Origin of the sequence: Nocardioides soli, from assembly GCF_014191495.1 — a bacterium.
Lineage (GTDB): Bacteria > Actinomycetota > Actinomycetes > Propionibacteriales > Nocardioidaceae > Nocardioides > Nocardioides soli.
The window spans coordinates 132,751-151,968 of record NZ_JACHWR010000005.1 but is presented as its reverse complement, the minus strand read 5'-3'; the positions used below and the strand labels follow the sequence as shown (position 1 = coordinate 151,968).

The following is a 19,218-nucleotide window of genomic DNA, read 5'->3' as shown; positions in this document are numbered from 1 at the left end:
GTCACTGCCCCCGGATCTTCGCGCGGACGATGTCGGACAACAGCAGGAACAGCAGGATCAGCGCCTCGATGATCAGCACCATCTCGACGGGCACCTGCGCGGTCCGCTGCATGGAGCCCGCACCGACCTCGAGCACGGCGATGCCGAACGCGACGACGGGGAGGGCGAGCATGCTGCCGCGGGACATCAGTCCCACGATGATGCCGAGGATCAGGAAGTTCGACTGCATCCCCTCGAGCATCTTGCCGTGCACTCCGGCCACCTCGATGGCACCGGCGAGGCCGGCGACCGCGCCGCCGACCACGAGGCCGGCACCGGCGAGCCGGGAGGTCTTGATGCCGTGCACCTGCGCGGCGCGCAGGTTGGCGCCGACGGCGCGCAGCTCGAAGCCGGTCGGGGTACGCCGCATGAAGACGGCGATCGCCACGACCAGGACCAGCGTGATGAGCACACCGGAGTGGAACGGCGGCGCCTCGCCGATGCCCGGCAGCAGCGCGCCGTCACCGACCCGGACGGTCGCCGGGTGACCGGCGCCGCGGTCGGGCCAGACGTGGCTGGCGACGTAGTCGATGAGCTGGAACGAGATGAAGTTGAGCACGACCGTGCTCAGGATCTCGTTCACGTTGAACTTCACCATCAGGAACGCCGCGATGCCCGACCACAGCGCGCCACCGAGGGCGCCCGCGATCAGCACGCAGGGCAGCAGCACGATGGTCGGCAGGTCCGACCAGAGGATGCCCAGCGCGACGCCACCGGTCGCGCCGACCAGCAGCTGGCCCTCGGCGCCGATGTTGAACTTGCCGGTGGCGAGCGGGATCGCGAAGGCATAGGCACACAGCAGGATCGGCACCCACTTGTGCAGCGTCTCCACGGTGCCGAAGCGGGTGTTGAAGCTGGTGGTCAGCACCGACTCGAACGCCGCCATCGGGTCCCGGCCGATGGCCAGGATGATCAAGCCGCCGACGACGAAGGCCAGCAGCACCGACACCGCGTACGGCACCAGCAGCCAGAGCGCCTCGACGACGCGGTTGGTCGGTCGCGCAGCCGGCGGCGCGGGGGCCGCCGGTGGCGCGGGGGTCATGGTCTCAGACACGCGCTTCTCCCAGTCCGGTCATGCTGCGGCCGACTTCGTACGCGTCCACCGAGCCGTGCGGCCACTCGCCGGCCTGTGATCCCTGGTAGAGCGCGATCACCCGATCGGACAGGGCGATCACCTCGTCGAGATCCTCGGAGATGAGCAGCACCGCACACCCGGCGGCCGTCGCGGCGCGGACCTGCTCGTAGACGAAGCGGGTCGAGCCGAGGTCGAGGCCGCGAGTGGGGTTGTGCAGGATCAGCATCCGCGGCTGGTGGGCGAACGCCCGCGCGAGGATGACCCGCTGGATGTTGCCGCCCGACAGGTCGCCGGCCGGCGTGCCCGGTCCGTTGGCGCGCACCGAGAACTGCTCGATGGCGTCCACGGCGCGCTGCTTCGCGGCGCCCCAGTCGATCAGTCCGTGCTTGCGGATGCGCGGACTGCGCTGCGAGCCCAGCACCAGGTTCTCGGTGATGCTGGCGGTCGGCAGGATGCCGTCGCGGTGCCGGTCCTCGGGCACGTAGGCCACTCCGTGGTCGAGCCAGGCCGCCGTCGGCAGGCCGCACATCGACCGGCCGCCGACCTGGACCGAGCCCGACCGCACCGGGCGGACGCCGGCCAGTGCCTCGGCGAGCTCGACCTGGCCGTTGCCGGCGACGCCGGCGATGCCGACGATCTCGCCCTCGCGGATGTCGAGGTCGAAGCCGCGGATCAGCTCGTGGCCCTGGTCGTTGACCACGACCAGGCCCTGAGCCGTCACACCGATCTCCTCGCGGACCGACGAGACGACCGTCTCGACCTCCTCCGCGTCGACCGCGCCGAGCGCGGTCGCGTCGATCAGGTCGCCCGGATCGGCCGAGCCGCCCACCATGACCTGGGCCAGGTGGTCGGCGTCGGTGTCCGCGCGCTCGATGGTCTCGACCCGTCGGCCGTCGCGCATCACCGTCATCCGGTCGCAGACGCTGAGCGTCTCGCGGATCTTGTGGGTGATGAGCACGACGCTCATGCCGTCGTCGACCATCGCCCGCATCGACCCGAAGAGGTCGTCGACCTCCTGGGGCGTGAGGTTGGTCGTCGGCTCGTCGAGGATCAGCAGCCGCGCCCCGCGGTAGAGGGCCTTGAGGATCTCGACCCGCTGCCGGACGCCGACCGGGAGCTCCTCCACGACGGCGTCGGGGTCGACCGTCAGGCCGAACCGGGTGCTGAGCTCGCGGATCCGCTCCCGCGCCTCACCGAGGTCGAGGCGGAGGGGGCCGGACACGTCGGTGCCGAGCACGATGTTCTCGGTCACCGTGTAGTTGTCGACCTGGAGGAACGTCTGGTGGACCATGCCCACGCCGGCGTCGATGGCGTCCCGGGGTGAGCCGATGGACACCGGCGCACCGTCCAGGAGGACCTCGCCGGCGTTCGGGCGGTAGAGCCCGTAGAGGACGTTCATCAACGTCGTCTTGCCGGCGCCGTTCCCTCCGAGCAGGCCGTGCACCTCGTTCCGGCCGACCTCGAGGTCGACCGAGTCGAGGGCCACGACCGGCCCGAAGGTCTTGACGACGCCCCGCATCTCCAAGCGGGGCGGCTGCTGCTCGGTCACTTCACTTCGGCCTGGTCGAGCTCGACCTCGATCGAGCCGTCGGTGATGCCGGCGACAGCCTCGTCGACCGCGGCCTTGACGTCGTCGGGGAGCTGGTCGCCCATCTCCACGCTCGCGCCCTTGCCGAAGCCGATGACGTAGTGGCCGGTCGTCGTGTCGGCCTCGATGTCGTCGAGGATCTCCGTGAGCGGGCCGGTGAAGTCGTAGAGCACGGTGGCCGCGTAGTGGTCGGGACCGTTCTGCGACTTGTCCGTGTACTTGACGGTCAGCCAGGCCGAGCCCGGGTCGGTGTCGTTGACCGCCTTGAAGGCGCCGACCACACCGAGGTTGAGCGAGGTGATGACGACGTCGTTGCCGCCGGAGAGGAGCTGGGTCGTCAGCTGCTGCGCCTTCACGGTGTCGTTGAAGTCACCGCTCCACACCGGGTTCAGGCTGACGGACTTGCCGCTGTCCTCGAAGGCCTGCTCGACCGCGTGCACCTCGGCGTAGGAGAACGGGAGGCTGAGGCCGCCCAGGTAGCCGACCTTGCCGCTCTTGCTGAGGTTCGCAGCCAGCGTGCCGATCGGGTAGAAGACCGTGTGGAAGTTGCGGTCGATGACCCAGACGTTCTCCGGCTGGCCCTCGGGCGCACCATCGAACTCGCCGATGAAGTTCACGTCCGGGCTCTGGCCGGCGATCTTGGCCGTGGCCTCGTAGAACTGCGAGCCGTGCGTCCAGATCACGTCGTAGCCGTCCGCGACGTACTCCTGGAGGACCCGCTCGATGTCGGGGACCGCGACGCTCTCGGAGTACGACACCTCGGCGCCGTCCTTCTCCGCGACCTTCAGCGCCTCCAGGCCCAACGCGTTGTAGTCGGCGTCGGTGGTCGGGCCGGAGAAGATCGCGGCGATCTTGAGCTCGCCGTCGTCCGATCCGCCGCCGCTGTCGCCGCCGCACCCGGCGACCACGAGTGCCACCGCCGCCAGTCCCGTCAGATTCCGAAGTACTCCGCGCATTGCCCGCCTCCTGGTCGTGCCCGACCTCGGAAACCGCAGGAGGCGGTGGTGTCGGGCATCACTGTGCGGACATCGTGCGGGCGACGCGGATACGCCTACATCGGCGCTCTTCGCTCAACCGACCGATGGTTGTTGGGCAAGACCTGACCACATCGGTCGGAACCGTAACGATTGGCGCGAACCCGGTTGAAGTCACCGCGGCGACAGGCGAGTATGTCGGGCCCACCCAAGACCGCCCGAGAACTGTGACGAAGGTCTCGGTCGTCCGGCCGCGGACGGCCGCGGCAGGGGTCAGGTCGGCCCTGGCCAGACCGTGCCTAGAGCAGGTCGCGACGCCGCGCGATCGCGGCGGCCTCGGTGCGACTGGCGGCGTCGAGCTTGGCCAGGATGTTCGAGACGTGCACCGACACCGTCTTGGCGCTGATGAACAGCTGCCGGGCGATCTCGCCGTTGGAGCGTCCGTCGGCGACCAGCGCGAGGATCTCGGTCTCGCGCGGCGTGAGCGCGTCGGGCGCCGACTCGGAGCGCACCGGCGCCGAGCCGATCGCCAGCAGGTCGTCGAGCAGGGGCCGGGCCCCGAGCTCGTGGGCGACCGCTCGGGCGAGGTCGCCCTGCTCGCGGGCACCCGCGGTGTCGCCGGTGGCGCGCAGGATCCCGGCCAGCACGGTGCGCATCTGGGCCAGCTCGTGGACGTGGCCGAAGTCCTCGAAGCAGGTGACCGTCTCGCGCCAGCTGCCGACCAGCACGTCCTGCGGCGGGGCGTCGACCCCGGCCAGCCATCGCACCCGCAGCGTCTCGGCGTCGAGGCGCTTCTTCCAGGCCCGCCCCTCGGGTCCCCAGTGACCGGACGGGTCGTCGTAGCGCTGCACCACGATGTGGCCGTCGTCGCTGATCCGCTCGACCTTCTCGAGGTACGCCGACCGCTCGGCCGCGGACATCGTCGTCATCGCCCGGGCGACGGCGCCCGCGGCGATTGCGCCGAAGCGGATCCGCGCGCTGAACCACTCGTGCCAGGTGCGGCCGAGCACGGCGACGACGTCGTCGTACACCTGCACCGCGCCCGCGGCGTCGCCGGCGCGCCCGGCCTGGACCATCTCGAGGGCGGCCGAGTGGATCGCGACCGCGCCCTCCCGGGCCCAGAACCGCCGCAGCTTGCGGGCCTCGGCCGCGACGTCGGCACCCCGGCCCTGCTCGACGCTCATCCGCAGCGCGGACAGGATCGCCCGCGGGATCGGCGGCGGCGTCTCCCCGCGCAAGTCGGTCAGGTCGAGCACGTCGTCCCAGGCCCCGCGCACCCAGCGGATCCAGGCCAGCTGGACCCGGGACTCGAGCGCGTACGGCGCCCAGGTCAGGCCCGTGCCGACCGCCCTCTCGATGGCGCTGCGGAACCACTGCTCCGACCCGTCGAACTCCGCCCAGTCCTCGAAGGATCGGCCGAGCAGGAAGCGGGCGCGCAGCTCCGCGTGCACCGCGTCGGCCTCCTCGGCGCGGGCGACGGCGTCGACGAGCGCCTCCCGCAGCCCCTCCTTGGGGCCGGTCTTCTTCAGGCCGGAGAGGGTCGTGATCGCCTCGGAGGCGAGCTGGTTGAGGTCGAGCCGCTCGTCGAGGGCGAGCGCCTCCATGCCGGCGGCCTGGGCCTCGTCGTAGCGGCCCATCCCGGCGAGCACCCGGGCATGCGTCGTCAGCGCGCGGGCGCGCCAGTGGTTCTCGCCCTCGGGCGCCAGCGCCAGGGCCTCGGCCGAGATCTCCGCCGGGTCTTCGTCGGTGTCGACCACGATCAGGATGCCGGCCCGGGTGGTGAGCATCCGCGAGCGCCACTCGGGCGGCGCGTCGTCGGGCAGCCGGTCGAGCTGCTCCTGGATCAGCGCGACCGCCCGCTGCGGGTCGCCGCTCTCGCTGAGCGCCTCGGCGGCGCTGGTCACCAGCTTGGACACGTCGACCTCCGCCCGCTCGCACCGCCGCGGGTCGCCGAGCAGCTCGAGCGCCTGCTGGTAGTGGTACGCCGCCTCGTCCGGCCCGCCGACGTCCCACGCCTCGCGGCCGGCCTGGATGCTCGCGGTGAGCGCGGTGTCGAGGTCGGTGGCCAACCGGGCATGGCGGGCCAGCGCGGCGGCCGTGCCGCGGGCGGCGCCGCTCTGGAGCGCCTCGGCGTACCTGGCGTGCAGCCGGACCCGCTCACCGGGCAGCAGGTCGTCGTACACCGCCTCGCCGAGCAGCGCGTGCCGGAAGGCGTAGCGCTCCCCCTGGGGGACCAGGACGTTCATCTCGACGGCCCGGCGCAGGCCGTCGTCGAGCGCGTCCGCCTCGAGGCCGGCGGTCGCGACGAGCATGTCGTGGGAGACCCGGCGGCCGGCGACGCTGGCGGTGCGCACCACCTGCCGGGCGGTCTCGTCGAGACGGTCGAGCCGGACCAGCAGCACGTCGGCGAGGTCCGCCGGCACCCAGCGCCCCGGCTCGGCGGCGGCGCTGGTGAGCTCCTCGACGAAGAACGCGTTGCCGTCGGCGCGCTCGATGATGTCCGCGAGCTCCTGCTCGGCCAGGCCGTCCGGGACGAGCTCCTGGATCAGCGCCCGCACCGCGGACTCGGGCAGCGGGGAGAGCGCCAGCCGCTGCACCCCCCGGATGCGGGACCACTCGGCGACCTGGCGGCGCAGCGGGTGCCGCCGGTGGAGGTCGTCGGCGCGGTACGACGCGACCATGGCGACCGGCCCCTCGAACGGGCGGGAGAAGAGGAAGCTGAGGAGGTCGCGCGTCGACTGGTCGGCCCAGTGGGTGTCCTCGACGACGAGCAGCACCGGCGCCCGGCCGGCCGCGGTCTCCAGGAGCGTGTGCACGGCCTCGAAGAGATCGGCACGGTCGAGAGCCGCCGCCTGGTCGGTGGCGATGTCGGAGGAGCCCAGGACCCGCCGCCCCGGCTGGAGCCGGGCCAGGGCGGGGTACTGGGTCGCCACCTGCTCGACCGCGTCGGGCAGCTCCGCCGCGATCCGGCCGAGGACCTCCGAGAAGGGGAGGTAGGGCAGCGCGGAGTCGCCGAAGTCGAGGCAGTGCCCGGCGAAGACCTGCCAGCCGGCCGCGAAGGCGAGGTCGCGCAGCTCGACGAGGAGCCGGGTCTTGCCGACGCCGGCGTCGCCGGCGAGGAGCACCGCGGCGCCCGGCGTACCGCCACCGCCCGGCGCGCCACCGCCCGGGAACGAACGGACGCCGAGCAACGAAGAGAGCTCCGTCAGCTCGGCGTCTCGCCCGACCAGGGTCCGGCTGGTGTGTGCTGCCACGCCTCCCATGATCTCGTGTTCGGTGGTGTCGTGCTCCTGAATAGTCGCCGGAGCGGCGCCGCTCATGGCGGGCGGCCGGTCAGCGGGCCCGCGGGCTCGTCACGTCGCCGGCGTCGTCCGGCCAGGTGTCAGCGTGCCGGCGCGACAGCGCGCGGCGCTGGCGGCGGCCTGCGATGTCGGCGCGGATCCGCCCCAGGCGGTACTCCATCTCGGTCTTCACGTAGTCGCGGTGGACGGTGTTGTCGTACATGGTGTGGGCTCCTCAGCTCCTCGTTGATGCTGACGAGGTTCGCCGTCTGAGGTAGGCCCGCACATCGGGTAGGTGCCTTATCCGGGGCGGTGGGTGCCTTAGGTCGTGGGCCTACGTGGGTCGGCCGCCCACCCAGGTGGCGGTCACCAGCGGTACGCCGGGCCGGTAGGCGAGGTGCACGTGGCTCGGGGCGTCGAGCACGACGAGGTCGGCCCGGCGGCCGGGCACCAGCGCACCGACGTCGTCGCGGTCGAGCGCGCGGGCGCCGACGTACGTCGCGGCGTGGACGGCCTCGGCCGGGGTCATCCCCATCTCGCGCACCGCGAGCGCGATGCAGAACGGCACCGAGCTGGTGAAGCAGGAACCGGGGTTGCAGTCGGAGGCGAGCGCGACGTCGACGCCGGCGTCGAGGAGGCGGCGGGCGTCCGGGTAGGGCTGGCGGGTCGAGAACTCGACGCCGGGCAGCAGTGTGGCGATGGTGCCGCTGTCGCGGAGCGCCGCGACGTCGGCGTCGCTGAGGTAGGTGCAGTGGTCGACCGCGACCAGCCCGAGCTCGGCGGCGAGCCGGACGCCCTCGCCGTACGTCAGCTGGTTGGCGTGCAGCCTGCCCCGGAGCCCGGCGGCCGCGCCGGCCCGAAGGATCGCCCGGGCCTGGTCGGCGTCGAACGCGCCCCGCTCGCAGAAGACGTCGATCCAGCGGGCGTGGTCCTTCGCCGCGTCGAGCATCGGGCCCGTGACCAGCTCGACGTACTCCTGCGGGTCGCCCTCGGGCACCACGTGGGCGCCCAGGAACGTCGTCTCCTCCGTGAACTGCCGCGCCACCGCCAGGCTGCGCGCCTCGTCGTGGACGCTGAGCCCGTAGCCGCTCTTGATCTCGACCGTCGTCGTGCCCTGCCGGCGCATCTCGGCGACCAGCCGGGCGACGTGGCTGGTGAGCTGCTCGTCGGTGGCGGCACGGGTCGCGGCGACCGTGGTGCGGATGCCGCCCGCGGCGTACGGCGTGCCCGCCATCCGGGCGGCGAACTCCTGGGCGCGGTCGCCGCCGAACACCAGGTGGGAGTGGGAGTCGACGAAGCCCGGCAGGACGGCGCGGCCGCCGACGTCGACGCGCTCGTCGGCGGCCGGGGCGTCGGCGGCGGGCCCGACCCAGCCGACCTGCGTGCCGTCGACGACGAGGGCGGCGTCCGGTCGCGTCCCCAGCAGGTCGTCGGCCTCGGGGTCGTTGGTGACCAGCTCGCCGATGTTCGTGATGAGGGTGCTGCTCACTGCTCGTGGACCTTCCCGATCGCGGCCGCGAGCTCGCGGCCGATCTGCTCGTGGTCGTCGCGGGTGGCGATCACCCGGCCCCCGGCGACGACGTGGGTCACGTCGGCGGCGGTGGCGGCGAACGCGGCGGCGTGCTCGTCGGCGCCGGTGCCGGCCGTCCTGATGGTGCTCGTGTCGATCGTGACCAGGTCGGCGCGCCGGCCGACCGCGATCGCCCCCGCGTCGTCGAAGCCGAGGCTGCCGTGGGCGGTGGCCGCCGCGAGGAGCTCGGCGGCGGTCCAGTGGCCGCGCTGCTGGGTGGCGAGCCGCTCGTCCATCTCCAGCGCGCGCATCTCCTCGAAGAGGTCGATGACGGCGTGGCTGTCCGACCCGAGCGTGATCGTCGCCCCGGCCTTCGCCAGGGCGCGACCGGGGCCGATGCCGTCGCCGAGATCGCGCTCGGTCGTGGGGGTGAGGCAGGCGTTGACGCCCGCCTCACCGAGGTGGGTGATGTCGGCCTGCGTCAGGTGGGTGGCGTGCACCGCGCTGGTGTGCGCGCCGAGCGCGCCGGCGTCGTGGAGCAGCCGCGTCGGCGTGACGCCGTACGTCGCGAGGCAGGCGTCGTTCTCGGCGACCTGCTCGGACAGGTGCACGTGCAGCGGTCCGCCCGTCGCCGCCTCGACCACGGTCGGCAGCTCCTCGCGGGGTACCGCCCGCACCGAGTGGATCGCGGCGCCGATCACGGTGCGGTCGTCTCCGTTCAGTTGCGCGGTTCTGGCGGCCCAGGCCTCCGCGGAGCCGTCGGAGTAGCGCAACTGAACGGATTCGACCGGCCGCCCGAACCCGCTGCTGAGGTAGCACGTGTCCAGCAGCGCGATCCTGATCCCGGCCTCGGCGGCCGCGGCGATCAGGGCATGGCCCATCGCGTTGGGGTCGGCGTACGGCGTGCCGTCGAGTTGGTGGTGGAGGTAGTGGAACTCCCCCACGGTCGTGATCCCCGTGGCCGCCATCTCGCGGTAGGTCGCCCGGGCCAGCTCGAAGTAGCTGTCCGGGGTGAGTCGCTCCGCCACGCCGTACATCTGGTCGCGCCACGTCCAGAACGTGCCCCGCTCCCGCTGGGTGCGTCCGCGCAGTGCCCGGTGGAAGGCGTGGCTGTGGCAGTTGGCGAGGCCGGGGAGGGTGAGGCCGGGGAGCCTGCGGGTTTCGGCTGCTGACAGCCAAGACCCGCGCGACTCGCCGTCATGCTCCGGCGTGTCGTGCGGGTTTCGGCTGTCGGCAGCCGAAACCCGCACGAACCGCCCGTCCACGATCTCCACCAGCACGTCGTCGCGCACGGCGCCGTCGACCCAGGCCCGCTCCAGCAGGTAGGAGGTCACCGGGTCAGCCTCTCGAGGGTGTCGGCCAGGGCGGACACCCCCACGAGGCAGTCGGCGATGGAGGCGTGTTCCTCGGGCGAGTGGGAGACGCCGGTCGGGTTGCGTACGAAGAGCATCGCGGTCGGGATGCCGGCGGCGGAGAGGATGCCGGCGTCGTGGCCGGCCTGGGTCGGGATGATCGGCCAGTCGCCGCCCTCGTGGTCGGCGGCCACGGCCGCGGCCAGGTCGGGCGAGAAGACCACCGACGACGACACCGACTCCGCCGTGACGGCCAGCGCCGTCCCGTCGCGGCCGGCGCGGTCGGAGGCCTGCTGGGTGATCGCCTCCACCAGCGTGGCCAGCGCGTCGTCGCTCGAGCAGCGGGCGTCGAGCCAGGCGGTGACGCGCGACGGCACGGCATTGGTGCCGTTGGGCTCGACGGCGACCCGCCCGAAGGTCGCCCGCTGTCCGGCCAGCCGCGCCTGCTTGTTGGCGGCGAGCGCGGTCATCGCGTAGGTCAGCATCGGGTCCTGCCGGTCCTCCATCCGCGTGGTGCCCGCGTGGTTGGCCGCACCGGTGAAGTCGAACCGGTAGCGCCCGTGCGGCCAGATCTCGCTCGCCACCCCGACCGCTGCGCCCCGGTCGACCAGGTCGCGACCCTGCTCGACGTGCAGCTCGACGAACGTCCCGACGTCGGCCAGCAGCGACGACGAGCCGCCCGCCACCACGTCGCCGAGGGCCACGCCGTCCCGGTCCCGCAGCGCCCGGGCCGTCTCCCACGACACGGCACCCGTCGCGAGCCGCGACCCCAGGCAGGCGAGCCCGAAGCGCGACCCCTCCTCCTCGACGAACACCGAGACCCCCACGGGTCGCCCGGGCGTCACGCCGCGCGAGCGCATCAGGTCGACCGCGGCCAGCGCGGAGACCACGCCGAGCGGTCCGTCGTACGCCCCGCCGTCGAGTACGGAGTCGAGGTGCGAGCCGGTGAGTACGGCGGCGGGCCCGGGGTTTCGAGACGGTTGCTGCGCAACCTCCTCAACCACCGGGAGGTCCCACCAGCCGACCACGTTGCCGAAGTCGTCGCGCTCGACCCGCAAGTCCCGCGCCCGGCACTGCTCCTCGAACCACGCCGCGAGCTCCCGCTCCGCCGTCGCGAACGGCTGCCGGAAGTAGCCCCCGGACGCCGCCGACCGCCCCACCGGGGCGAGGTCGCTCCACATCCGCTCGAAGTCGTCAGGCACGGCTCTCCTCATACTGGTCGGCATGGAGTTCCAGGACGTCGTACGTCACCGCAAGATGGTCCGCAACTACGCCACCGAGCCCGTCGACCCCGCGATCATCGAGCGCGCGCTGCGCAACGCGACCCGCGCACCGAGCGCCGGCTTCAGCCAGGGCTGGGCCTTCCTCGTGCTCGACGAGCCCTCCGACGTACGCCGCTACTGGGAGGCCACCGCCGACGACGTCGACGACCCCGACGAGTGGCTGACCGGCATGATGCGGGCGCCGGTCGTGATCGTCCCGTGCTCGAGCAAGGCGGCGTACCTGCGCCGGTACGCCGAGCCCGACAAGGGCTGGACCGACCGCGACGAGGCGCGCTGGCCGATGCCGTTCTGGCACATGGACGCCGCCATGGCGGCGCTGCTGATCCTCCAGACCGCGACGGACGCCGGGCTGGCGTCGTGCTTCATCGGGGTGCCGACGCCACGGGTGGACGCCGTCCGCGCGGCGTTCGGGATCGATCCCGACTTCGACCCGATCGGCGTGGTCACGATCGGGCACCCGGCCGACGGCGGAGCTGCCGGGTCGCCGACCCGGCGGGCCCGCAAGCCGGTCGCGGACGTCGTGCATCGCGGGCGCTGGGGACGCCAGGGTGGACATCAGGAGGGACACCAGGCCAGTCCATCGGCGTAGCGGTCGGGGGTCAACGCACGCCGGGCCGCTATGGTCTCGCATCCGAGACCCGCCGCACGACACTAGCGACCCGGATTTGAGATCCGGGTCACTAGTCTCCGAACGTGACGACCCATCGCGCCGTGGCGAAACTGCAGTCCCTGATCCGCATCCCGACGGTCTCCTACCCCGACTGGAGCCTGGTCGACTCCGGGGCGTTCGACGAGTTCGTCGCCGAGCACGAGCGGCAGTTCCCGCTGCTGCACGAGCGCCTCGAGCTGACCCGGATCGACACCCACGGCCTGCTCTTCCACTGGCCCGGGCGCGGCGACGACCGCCCGGTGGTGCTGATGGCGCACCTCGACGTCGTACCCGTCGACGACGGCGCGCCCTGGCAGCACCCGCCGTTCGGCGCGGAGATCCACGACGGCGCGATCTGGGGCCGCGGCACCCTCGACGACAAGGGCCAGCTGGTGGCGGTCTGCGAGGCGGTCGAGACCCTGCTCGAGCAGGGGTTCGTGCCCGCGCAGGACGTGTGGCTGTCGTTCGGCTGCAACGAGGAGGTCTCGGGCCGGGCGGCGCCGCTGGCCGCAGAGGAGCTGACCCGCCGCGGCGTACGCCCGTGGTTCGTCCTCGACGAGGGCGGCGCGATCGCCGCCGAGGCGTTCCCGGGGGTCGCGGCACCGGTCGGCGTCGTCGGCGTCACCGAGAAGGGCGTGACCTCGCTCGAGCTGCGCGTCGACGGCCGCGGCGGCCACGCGTCGACACCGGCCCGCAACGGTCCGACGGTCCGGCTGGCGAAGGCGCTGACGCGGCTCGACAAGCACCAGATGGCCGCGAGCGTCCCCGACCCGACCATCGAGCTGCTGAGCAGGATGGCGCCGCATGCGTCGCGTGCGCTGCGACCGTTGCTGGCCAACGCCGCCCGGCTGCGTCCGGTGCTGACCCGGGCGTTGATCGCCGCCGGACCGGAGCCCGCGGCGATGACGCGTACGACGTTCGCGATCACGACCCTCTCCGGCTCGCCCGCGCTCAACGTGATCGCCTCGACCGCCCGGGCCGGCGTGAACATCCGGATCATGGTCGGCGACACCGTCGCCGGCGTGCTCGAGCACGTCCGCACGACGATCGCGGACGACCAGGTGCAGGTGAGCGTCGTCGACCAGAACGAGCCGAGCCCGGTCTCCCCCATCGACGACGACGCCTTCCGACTCATCGAGGCCACGATCGGCGACGTCTTTCCCGACTCGATCCCGGCGCCGTACGTCATGATGGCCGCCACCGACTCGCGGTTCTTCACCACGATCTGCTCCCGCGTCTACCGGTTCGCCCCGTTCCGGATGACCAAGGCACAGCGCGAGTCGATCCACTCCTACGACGAGCACCTCGGGGTCGACGCCTTCGTCGACGGCGTGCGGTGGTACCAGCGCCTGATCGAGAGGATCCCATGACCGTCACCAGCGATCCGCGGGTCCGCGGCCTCGCCACGATCGTCGGCTTCCTGGTCTGCGTCGAGCTGGCCAGCGGCATCCTGCAGGGCTACTACACCCCGATCTTCAGCGACATCGCCGACCACCTCGGCATCGCGGACGCCGACGTCAACTGGTTCGAGGCCGCGCAGCTGATCGTCTCCGCGCTCGTCGTACCCCCGCTCGCCCGGATGGGCGACATCGTCGGCCACAAGAAGGTGCTGCTGCTCTCCACGGCGGTGACCGCGCTCGGCTCGTGGGTGATGGCGTTCGCGCCGTCGTTCACAACGTTCCTGATCGGCTCCGCCCTCCAGGGCGCGTACGTCGTGTGGCTGCCGCTCGAGGTGGCGATCATCCACCGGCGCACCGCCGGCACCGGCCGCCAGCACCAGCTCACCCGGCGGGCGGCGGGCATCCTCGTCGGCGCGCTCGAGCTGGCTGTGATCATCGGCGCCCTCACCAGCGGGGCGCTCGTCGAGGCGACGTCGATGACCGTGCTGCTGATGCTGCCGGCGATCGCCGTGACGGTCTGCTTCGCCGTGATCTGGTTCGGCATCGAGGACATGGAGGGCACCTCCTCCGGCGGCCTCGACTGGGGCGGCCTCGGCCTCGTCTCGGCCTCGCTCGGCCTGGTGATGGCCGGCCTCATCGTGGTGCGGCTCGACGGCGTCGGCAGCCCGCTCGCCTGGCTGCTGGTGGTCGCCGGGCTGGCGCTGCAGGTGCCGTTCGCCCGCTACGAGCTGCGCCAGGCGGAGCCGATCATCGACGTGCGCCTGCTCCGCGCCCCGGGCCAGTGGCCGGTGCAGCTCACGGCGTTCCTCTTCGGCATGTCCGTGCTCGGCGCCCAGATCCCGCTCTCGACGTTCGCGCGCACCGACCCCGACGTCGCCGGGTACGGCCTCGGCGCCAGCGCGGGCTTCGTGTCGACGCTGATCGGGATCTACGTCATCTTCATGGCGATCGGCGCCTTCTCGCTGCCGCTGACCGCCCGCGCCTTCGGGCCCCGGGGATCGCTCGTGGTGTCGTCGCTGCTGGTCGCGGTCGGCTACGCCATGTGGCTGCCGCTCCACGACACGACGCTCCAGGCGCTCGTCAACATGGCGGTGATCGGGCTCGGGTCGGGCGCGCTGGTCGCCTCGCTACCGGCCGCGGCCGCCGCGGCGGCGCCGCCCGAGCGCACCGGCTTCGCCACCGGCATGACGAACGCGACCAAGACCGTCGGCGGCGCGATCGCCTCGGCGATCTTCGCGATCGCGCTGTCGGCCACCGGCTCCCTGGACGACCCGGAGGAGGGCCACGCCGCCCTCTCCGGCTACCTCACCGTCTGGGCGGTCTGCGCGGTCGCCGCCCTGCTCGCCGCCGTCGTCCTCACGATGCTGCCCCGGCACGTCGCCGAGGAGCCGAACCCCGCCCTGCGCTGACGTCGTCCACAGGCGACGCCGACGGCATCGCGCCGTATGGGCGCCGATGGCAGACTGCATCCAGGAGCCGAGCCGAAGGGAGCGCCGGGCATGACCGACACCCAGTCATGGACGCTCATCATCGGGTTCCTGACCGCGACCTTCACCCTGCTCGGCATCGTCACCACCTCCTTCCACCGGGTGCTGCGCTCCGAGATCGGATCGCTCCGCTCCGAGATCGGCTCCGTCCGCTCCGAGATGGGCGTCGAGGTGGGATCACTCCGTGACGTGATGACCACCGAGGTGGGATCGCTCCGCTCCGAGATCGGCTCCGTCCGTTCGGAGATGGGCGCCGAGGTCGGGTCACTCCGCGAGGTGATGACCACCGAGGTGGGGTCACTCCGTGACGTGATGACCACCGAAGTGGCGTCACTCCGCTCCCACGTGGGCGCCGAGGTCGGCTCACTCCGTTCGGAGATGGGCGCCGAGGTCGGCTCACTCCGCGACGTGATGACCACCGAGGTCGGATCACTCCGCGACGTGATGACCACCGAGGTCGGATCACTCCGCGACGTGATGACCACCGAGGTCGGATCACTCCGCGACGTGATGACCTCCGAGTTCCGGCGCATCGACCAGCGACTCGACCACCTCGACCGCGACGTCCAGGCCCTGACCAAGCACGTCTTCGACCGCCCGGCGTGACCGATCGGCGCTGGCAGCGGCTCGCTATCGTCGACAGGGCAGGAGGTGAGAAGCCCATGCCCGAGAGCGAGGAGAGGCCGGAGGGCAGGCCCGCGCGCGTCGGCCGGCACACCGGCTCGGCGGCCGCCGCCGCCCGGATCCGCCAGCAGCACACCTGGGTGGACCTGCAGGTGCAGCAGGCGATGGAGCGGGGCGACTTCGACGACCTGCCCGGCGCGGGCAAGCCGATCCAGGACCTCGGCACCCACCACGACCCCGACTGGTGGCTGAAGAAGCTCGTCGAGCGGGAGAAGATCACCGTCCTGCCGCCCAGCCTCGCGCTGCGCAAGGAGGACGCCGAGCTCGACGACCGGCTCGACGCCGTCAATGACGAGGCCGAGGTGCGCCGGGTGCTGGAGGACTTCAACGAGCGCGTGATCCGGGCCCGCTACTCACTGCAGGAGGGGCCGCCGCTGATCACCATGCCCCGCGACCTCGACGCGACCGTGGCCGCATGGGAGGTCCGGCGGGCGGCCCGCGCCGCGCTGCGTGTCCCACGGACCGGCCCCGCCGACGCGCCCCGTCGCCGGCACTGGTGGAATCGACGCAGCACCCGTCGAGAGGGAGACACATGAAGAACGTGGCAGTGATCGGTGGCGGCCTGATGGGGTCGGGCATCGCCGAGGTCAGCGCTCGCGCCGGCCACGACGTCGTCGTGGTGGAGTCGAGCGACGACGCCGCCAAGGCCGCGCTCGGCCGCCTCGAGAAGTCGCTGGAGCGCGCCGAGGCGAAGGGCAAGCTCGGCGCCGCCGAGGGGACGGCCGCCGACGTGCTCGCCCGGATCCGGGTCGAGACCGATCTGGACTCGACCGCCGACCGCGACATCGTCGTCGAGGCGATCGTCGAGAGCGAGGCCGCCAAGGTCGACCTCTTCAAGCGGCTGGACTCGATCGTGGCGGCACCCGACGCGATCCTGGCGTCCAACACCTCCTCGATCCCGATCATGAAGCTCGGCGTGGCCACCTCGCGCCCCACCCAGGTGATCGGCATCCACTTCTTCAACCCGGTGCCGGTACTCCAACTCGTCGAGCTCGTCCCCTCGCTGCTGACCTCGCCCGATACGACCGAGCGCTCGCGCGCCTGGGTCGAGGGGTCGCTGAGCAAGCAGGCCATCGACTGCCAGGACCGGGCCGGCTTCGTGGTCAACGCGCTGCTGGTGCCGTTCATCCTGTCGGCGATCCGGATGTACGAGTCCGGCTTCGCCTCCGCCGAGGACATCGACCGCGGCCTGGTGCTGGGCGCCGCCCACCCGCAGGGCCCCCTCGCCCTCGCCGACCTGATCGGCCTCGACACCACCAAGGCCGTCGCCGAGTCGCTCTACGAGGAGTTCAAGGAGCCCCTGTACGCCGCGCCGCCGTTGCTGCAGCGGATGGTCGACGCCGGCCTGCTCGGCCGCAAGACCGGCCGCGGCTTCTACACCTACAGCTGAGTCCCATCCGTTGCGGGTTTCGGCGGCTGACCGGTGAAACCCGCAACGGTGTCAGATCGGTCATACCTGCGAGTAGCGATCCGCTGCTACGTTCCGCGCCATGAGCGGACCGCGCAGCGCGAAGGACTTCTTCCGACCCTTGGCCGTCGGGGCGCCGACGCCCCTGACCGAGATCCCCGCCAGGCCGAGCCGGGCGATCCACTTCTTCGACCCGAGCAACCCGAAGATGGCGGCGAAGATCCCCGACATGGTCGGCACGGTCGACGTGCTGCTGGGCAACCTCGAGGACGCGATCAAGGCCGACAACAAGGTCGCGGCGCGCGAGGGCCTGGTGCAGATCGCCCGCCAGACCGAGGGGCTCGGTGGGCCGGCCGCGAAGACCCAGCTCTGGACCCGGATCAACTCCCTCGACAGCCCGTGGGTGCTCGACGACCTGACGACGCTGATCCCGGCGATCGGCGACCGGCTCGACGTCGTCATGGTGCCGAAGGTCCAGGGCGCCGAGGACATCCACTACGTCGACCGGCTCCTCGCCCAGCTCGAGGCGAAGGCCGGTCTGACGCGGCCCATCCTCGTGCACGCGATCCTCGAGACCGCCCGCGGCGTCGCGAACGTGGAGGAGATCTGCGGCGCCAGCCCGCGCATGCAGGGCGTCTCCCTCGGCCCGGCCGACCTGGCCGCCGACCGCCGGATGAAGACCACCCGCGTGGGCGGAGGGCATCCGGGATATCTGGTGCGCGGTGATCGGGACGTCGACAACCCCGACGCGCCACGGCCTTCGTACCAGCAGGACCTCTGGCACTACACGATCGCCCGCATGGTCGACGCCTGCGCGATGCACGGGATCTACCCCTACTACGGCCCCTTCGGCGACATCGCCGACGTCGTCGCGTGCGAGGACCAGTTCCGCAACGCGTTCCTGCTCGGCTGCGTCGGCACCTGGAGCCTGCACCCCAAGCAGATCGCGATCGCCAACCGGGTGTTCTCACCCAGCGTCGAGGACGTCGCACACGCCCGCCGGGTGGTCGCCGCCATGGGCGACGGCACCGGCGCGGTGATGCTCGACGGCAAGATGGAGGACGACGCCTCCCTCAAGCAGTGCCTGGTCATGGTCGAGCTCGCTGAGCAGCTGGCCGCGATCGACCCCGAGCTCAAGAAGCAGTACGACGCCATCGAGGTCCAGGCATGAGCGACTTCACTCCGCTGCGCAGCGTCCTCTACATGCCCAGCTCCAACGAGCGGGCGCTGGAGAAGGCCAAGTCGATCGCCTGCGACGGCCTGATCCTCGACCTCGAGGACGCCGTCGCCCCCGACGCCAAGTCCGCCGCCCGCGAGGCGGCGGCCGCGGCCGCGCGGAGCGGCGAGTACGGCCGGCGTACGCTCACCATCCGCATCAACGGCAGCGGCACCGAGTGGCACGAGGCCGATCTCGCCGCCGCGGCCCAGGCCGGGCCCGACGCGGTCGTCGTGCCGAAGGTCGACAGCGCCGCCGAGGTGCATCGACTCGTCGACGCGCTCGAGCGACACGGCGCCCCCGACCACACGAAGCTCTGGGCGATGATCGAGACGCCGATCGCGATCCTCGACGTGCTCAGCATCGCCCGCGCGAGCGAACGGCTGAGCTGCTTCGTGATCGGCACCAACGACCTCGTCAAGGAGCTGTACGCCGAGCACGTGCCCGGCCGCGCCCCGATCCTGCCCAGTCTGCACACCGCGCTGCTCGCCGCGCGCGCGGCCGGCATCGCGATCCTCGACGGCGTCTACAATGACGTGAAGGACACCGACGGGTTCCTGGCCGAGTGCCGCCAGGGCCGCGAGATGGGCTTCGACGGCAAGACGCTGATCCACCCCGGCCAGGTCGAGGGCGCCAACAGCGCCTTCGCGCCGTCCGAGCAGGCCGTCACGGACGCCCGCGGGCTGATCCGGGCCTGGGAGGACGGCCAGGGCTCCGGCGTCGTCACCTACGAGGGCAAGATGGTCGAGAACCTGCACGTCGAATCGGCCCGCCGCACCCTGTCGATCCACGACGCGATCACGGCGCTCGACGCGCAGTGAGAGACGCGCAGTGAGAGCGGTCGTCCAGCGTGTCCTCGGCGCGAACGTCACCGTCGGCGGCGAGGTCGTCGGCGGGTTCGAGGGCCCGGGGCTGCTGGCCTACCTCGGCGTCACCCACGACGACGGCCCCGCCGACGTGACCTGGGTCGCCCGCAAGATCTGGGACCTGCGGATCCTCCGCGGCGAGCAGTCCGCCTCCGACGTGGGCGCGCCGGTGCTCGTCGTCAGCCAGTTCACGCTGTACGGCGACGCCCGCAAGGGGCGGCGTCCCACCTGGCTGGCGGCGGCGCCGGGCCCGGTCTCCGAGCCGCTGTACGACGCGGTCTGCGGCGCCCTCGAGGGGCTGGGCGCCCGGGTCGAGCGCGGCGTCTTCGGCGCCGACATGCGAGTGGCCTCGGTCAACGACGGGCCGATCACGATGGTCCTCGACAGCCCCCGCTGACACCCGCCC

17 protein-coding genes are annotated in these 19,218 nt (G+C 72.3%); 9 read left to right on the top strand and 8 right to left on the bottom strand.

Going from position 1 to position 19,218, the window contains the following annotated elements; all coding sequences use genetic code 11:
• Position 1: 1 nt before the first annotated feature.
• The 8 genes from FHU40_RS24925 to FHU40_RS24890 all read right to left on the bottom strand — a co-directional run bounded on the left by FHU40_RS24925 (position 2) and on the right by FHU40_RS24890 (position 11,021).
• The gene (locus FHU40_RS24925) at positions 2-1,093 is read right to left on the bottom strand and encodes an ABC transporter permease (protein WP_215525543.1); all 1,092 of its coding nucleotides are present in this window, start codon (positions 1,091-1,093) and stop codon (positions 2-4) included.
• The gene (locus tag FHU40_RS24920) at positions 1,086-2,663 is read right to left on the bottom strand and encodes an ATP-binding cassette domain-containing protein (RefSeq protein WP_183595212.1); all 1,578 of its coding nucleotides are present in this window, start codon (positions 2,661-2,663) and stop codon (positions 1,086-1,088) included. The genes FHU40_RS24925 and FHU40_RS24920 overlap by 8 nt, the downstream gene beginning before the upstream one ends.
• On the bottom strand, positions 2,660-3,658 hold the full coding sequence (locus FHU40_RS24915) for a BMP family protein (protein ID WP_183595211.1): 999 nt from the start codon (positions 3,656-3,658) through the stop codon (positions 2,660-2,662). The genes FHU40_RS24920 and FHU40_RS24915 overlap by 4 nt, the downstream gene beginning before the upstream one ends.
• A gap of 317 nt (positions 3,659-3,975) precedes the next feature.
• The gene (locus FHU40_RS24910) at positions 3,976-6,930 is read right to left on the bottom strand and encodes an AAA family ATPase (protein WP_183595210.1); all 2,955 of its coding nucleotides are present in this window, start codon (positions 6,928-6,930) and stop codon (positions 3,976-3,978) included.
• Between the two features lie 79 nt (positions 6,931-7,009).
• Positions 7,010-7,180: a hypothetical protein gene (locus tag FHU40_RS24905; protein ID WP_183595209.1), complete on the bottom strand. Its 171-nt coding sequence runs from the start codon at positions 7,178-7,180 to the stop codon at positions 7,010-7,012.
• 111 nt (positions 7,181-7,291) lie between these two features.
• The gene (hutI, locus tag FHU40_RS24900) at positions 7,292-8,446 is read right to left on the bottom strand and encodes an imidazolonepropionase (RefSeq protein WP_183595208.1); all 1,155 of its coding nucleotides are present in this window, start codon (positions 8,444-8,446) and stop codon (positions 7,292-7,294) included.
• A complete protein-coding gene (locus FHU40_RS24895; protein ID WP_183595207.1) occupies positions 8,443-9,801 on the bottom strand; it encodes a formimidoylglutamate deiminase in 1,359 nt (452 codons plus the stop codon). The genes hutI and FHU40_RS24895 overlap by 4 nt, the downstream gene beginning before the upstream one ends.
• Entirely contained in the window at positions 9,798-11,021 is a 1,224-nt protein-coding gene (locus tag FHU40_RS24890) for an allantoate amidohydrolase (RefSeq protein ID WP_343058046.1), read from the bottom strand. The genes FHU40_RS24895 and FHU40_RS24890 overlap by 4 nt, the downstream gene beginning before the upstream one ends.
• Before the next feature lie 22 nt (positions 11,022-11,043).
• Here FHU40_RS24890 and FHU40_RS24885 point away from each other — a divergent pair, with 22 nt between their 5' ends.
• From FHU40_RS24885 to dtd, 9 genes are all read left to right on the top strand, one after another.
• Positions 11,044-11,691 (top strand): nitroreductase family protein, encoded by a 648-nt coding sequence (locus tag FHU40_RS24885; protein ID WP_183595206.1) that lies wholly within the window; start codon positions 11,044-11,046, stop codon positions 11,689-11,691.
• Between the two features lie 104 nt (positions 11,692-11,795).
• Complete coding sequence (locus tag FHU40_RS24880) at positions 11,796-13,121, top strand: M20/M25/M40 family metallo-hydrolase (RefSeq protein WP_183595205.1); 1,326 nt, start codon at positions 11,796-11,798, stop codon at positions 13,119-13,121.
• Positions 13,118-14,560, top strand: coding sequence for an MFS transporter (locus FHU40_RS24875; RefSeq protein ID WP_183595204.1), 1,443 nt, complete (start codon positions 13,118-13,120; stop codon positions 14,558-14,560). Before FHU40_RS24880 ends, FHU40_RS24875 begins: the two co-directional genes overlap by 4 nt.
• A gap of 90 nt (positions 14,561-14,650) precedes the next feature.
• Positions 14,651-15,244, top strand: a complete 594-nt coding sequence (locus tag FHU40_RS24870; RefSeq protein ID WP_183595203.1) for an apolipoprotein A1/A4/E family protein — start codon at positions 14,651-14,653, stop codon at positions 15,242-15,244.
• Positions 15,245-15,300: 56 nt separating this feature from the next.
• On the top strand, positions 15,301-15,858 hold the full coding sequence (locus FHU40_RS24865) for a DnaJ family domain-containing protein (RefSeq protein WP_183595202.1): 558 nt from the start codon (positions 15,301-15,303) through the stop codon (positions 15,856-15,858).
• The gene (locus tag FHU40_RS24860; RefSeq protein WP_183595201.1) at positions 15,855-16,712 is read left to right on the top strand and encodes a 3-hydroxybutyryl-CoA dehydrogenase; all 858 of its coding nucleotides are present in this window, start codon (positions 15,855-15,857) and stop codon (positions 16,710-16,712) included. Before FHU40_RS24865 ends, FHU40_RS24860 begins: the two co-directional genes overlap by 4 nt.
• A gap of 100 nt (positions 16,713-16,812) precedes the next feature.
• The gene (locus FHU40_RS24855) at positions 16,813-17,901 is read left to right on the top strand and encodes an HpcH/HpaI aldolase/citrate lyase family protein (RefSeq protein WP_183595200.1); all 1,089 of its coding nucleotides are present in this window, start codon (positions 16,813-16,815) and stop codon (positions 17,899-17,901) included.
• Positions 17,898-18,767, top strand: coding sequence for an HpcH/HpaI aldolase/citrate lyase family protein (locus tag FHU40_RS24850; RefSeq protein ID WP_183595199.1), 870 nt, complete (start codon positions 17,898-17,900; stop codon positions 18,765-18,767). Before FHU40_RS24855 ends, FHU40_RS24850 begins: the two co-directional genes overlap by 4 nt.
• A 10-nt stretch (positions 18,768-18,777) precedes the next feature.
• The gene (gene dtd, locus FHU40_RS24845) at positions 18,778-19,209 is read left to right on the top strand and encodes a D-aminoacyl-tRNA deacylase (protein WP_183595198.1); all 432 of its coding nucleotides are present in this window, start codon (positions 18,778-18,780) and stop codon (positions 19,207-19,209) included.
• Positions 19,210-19,218 lie beyond the last annotated feature (9 nt).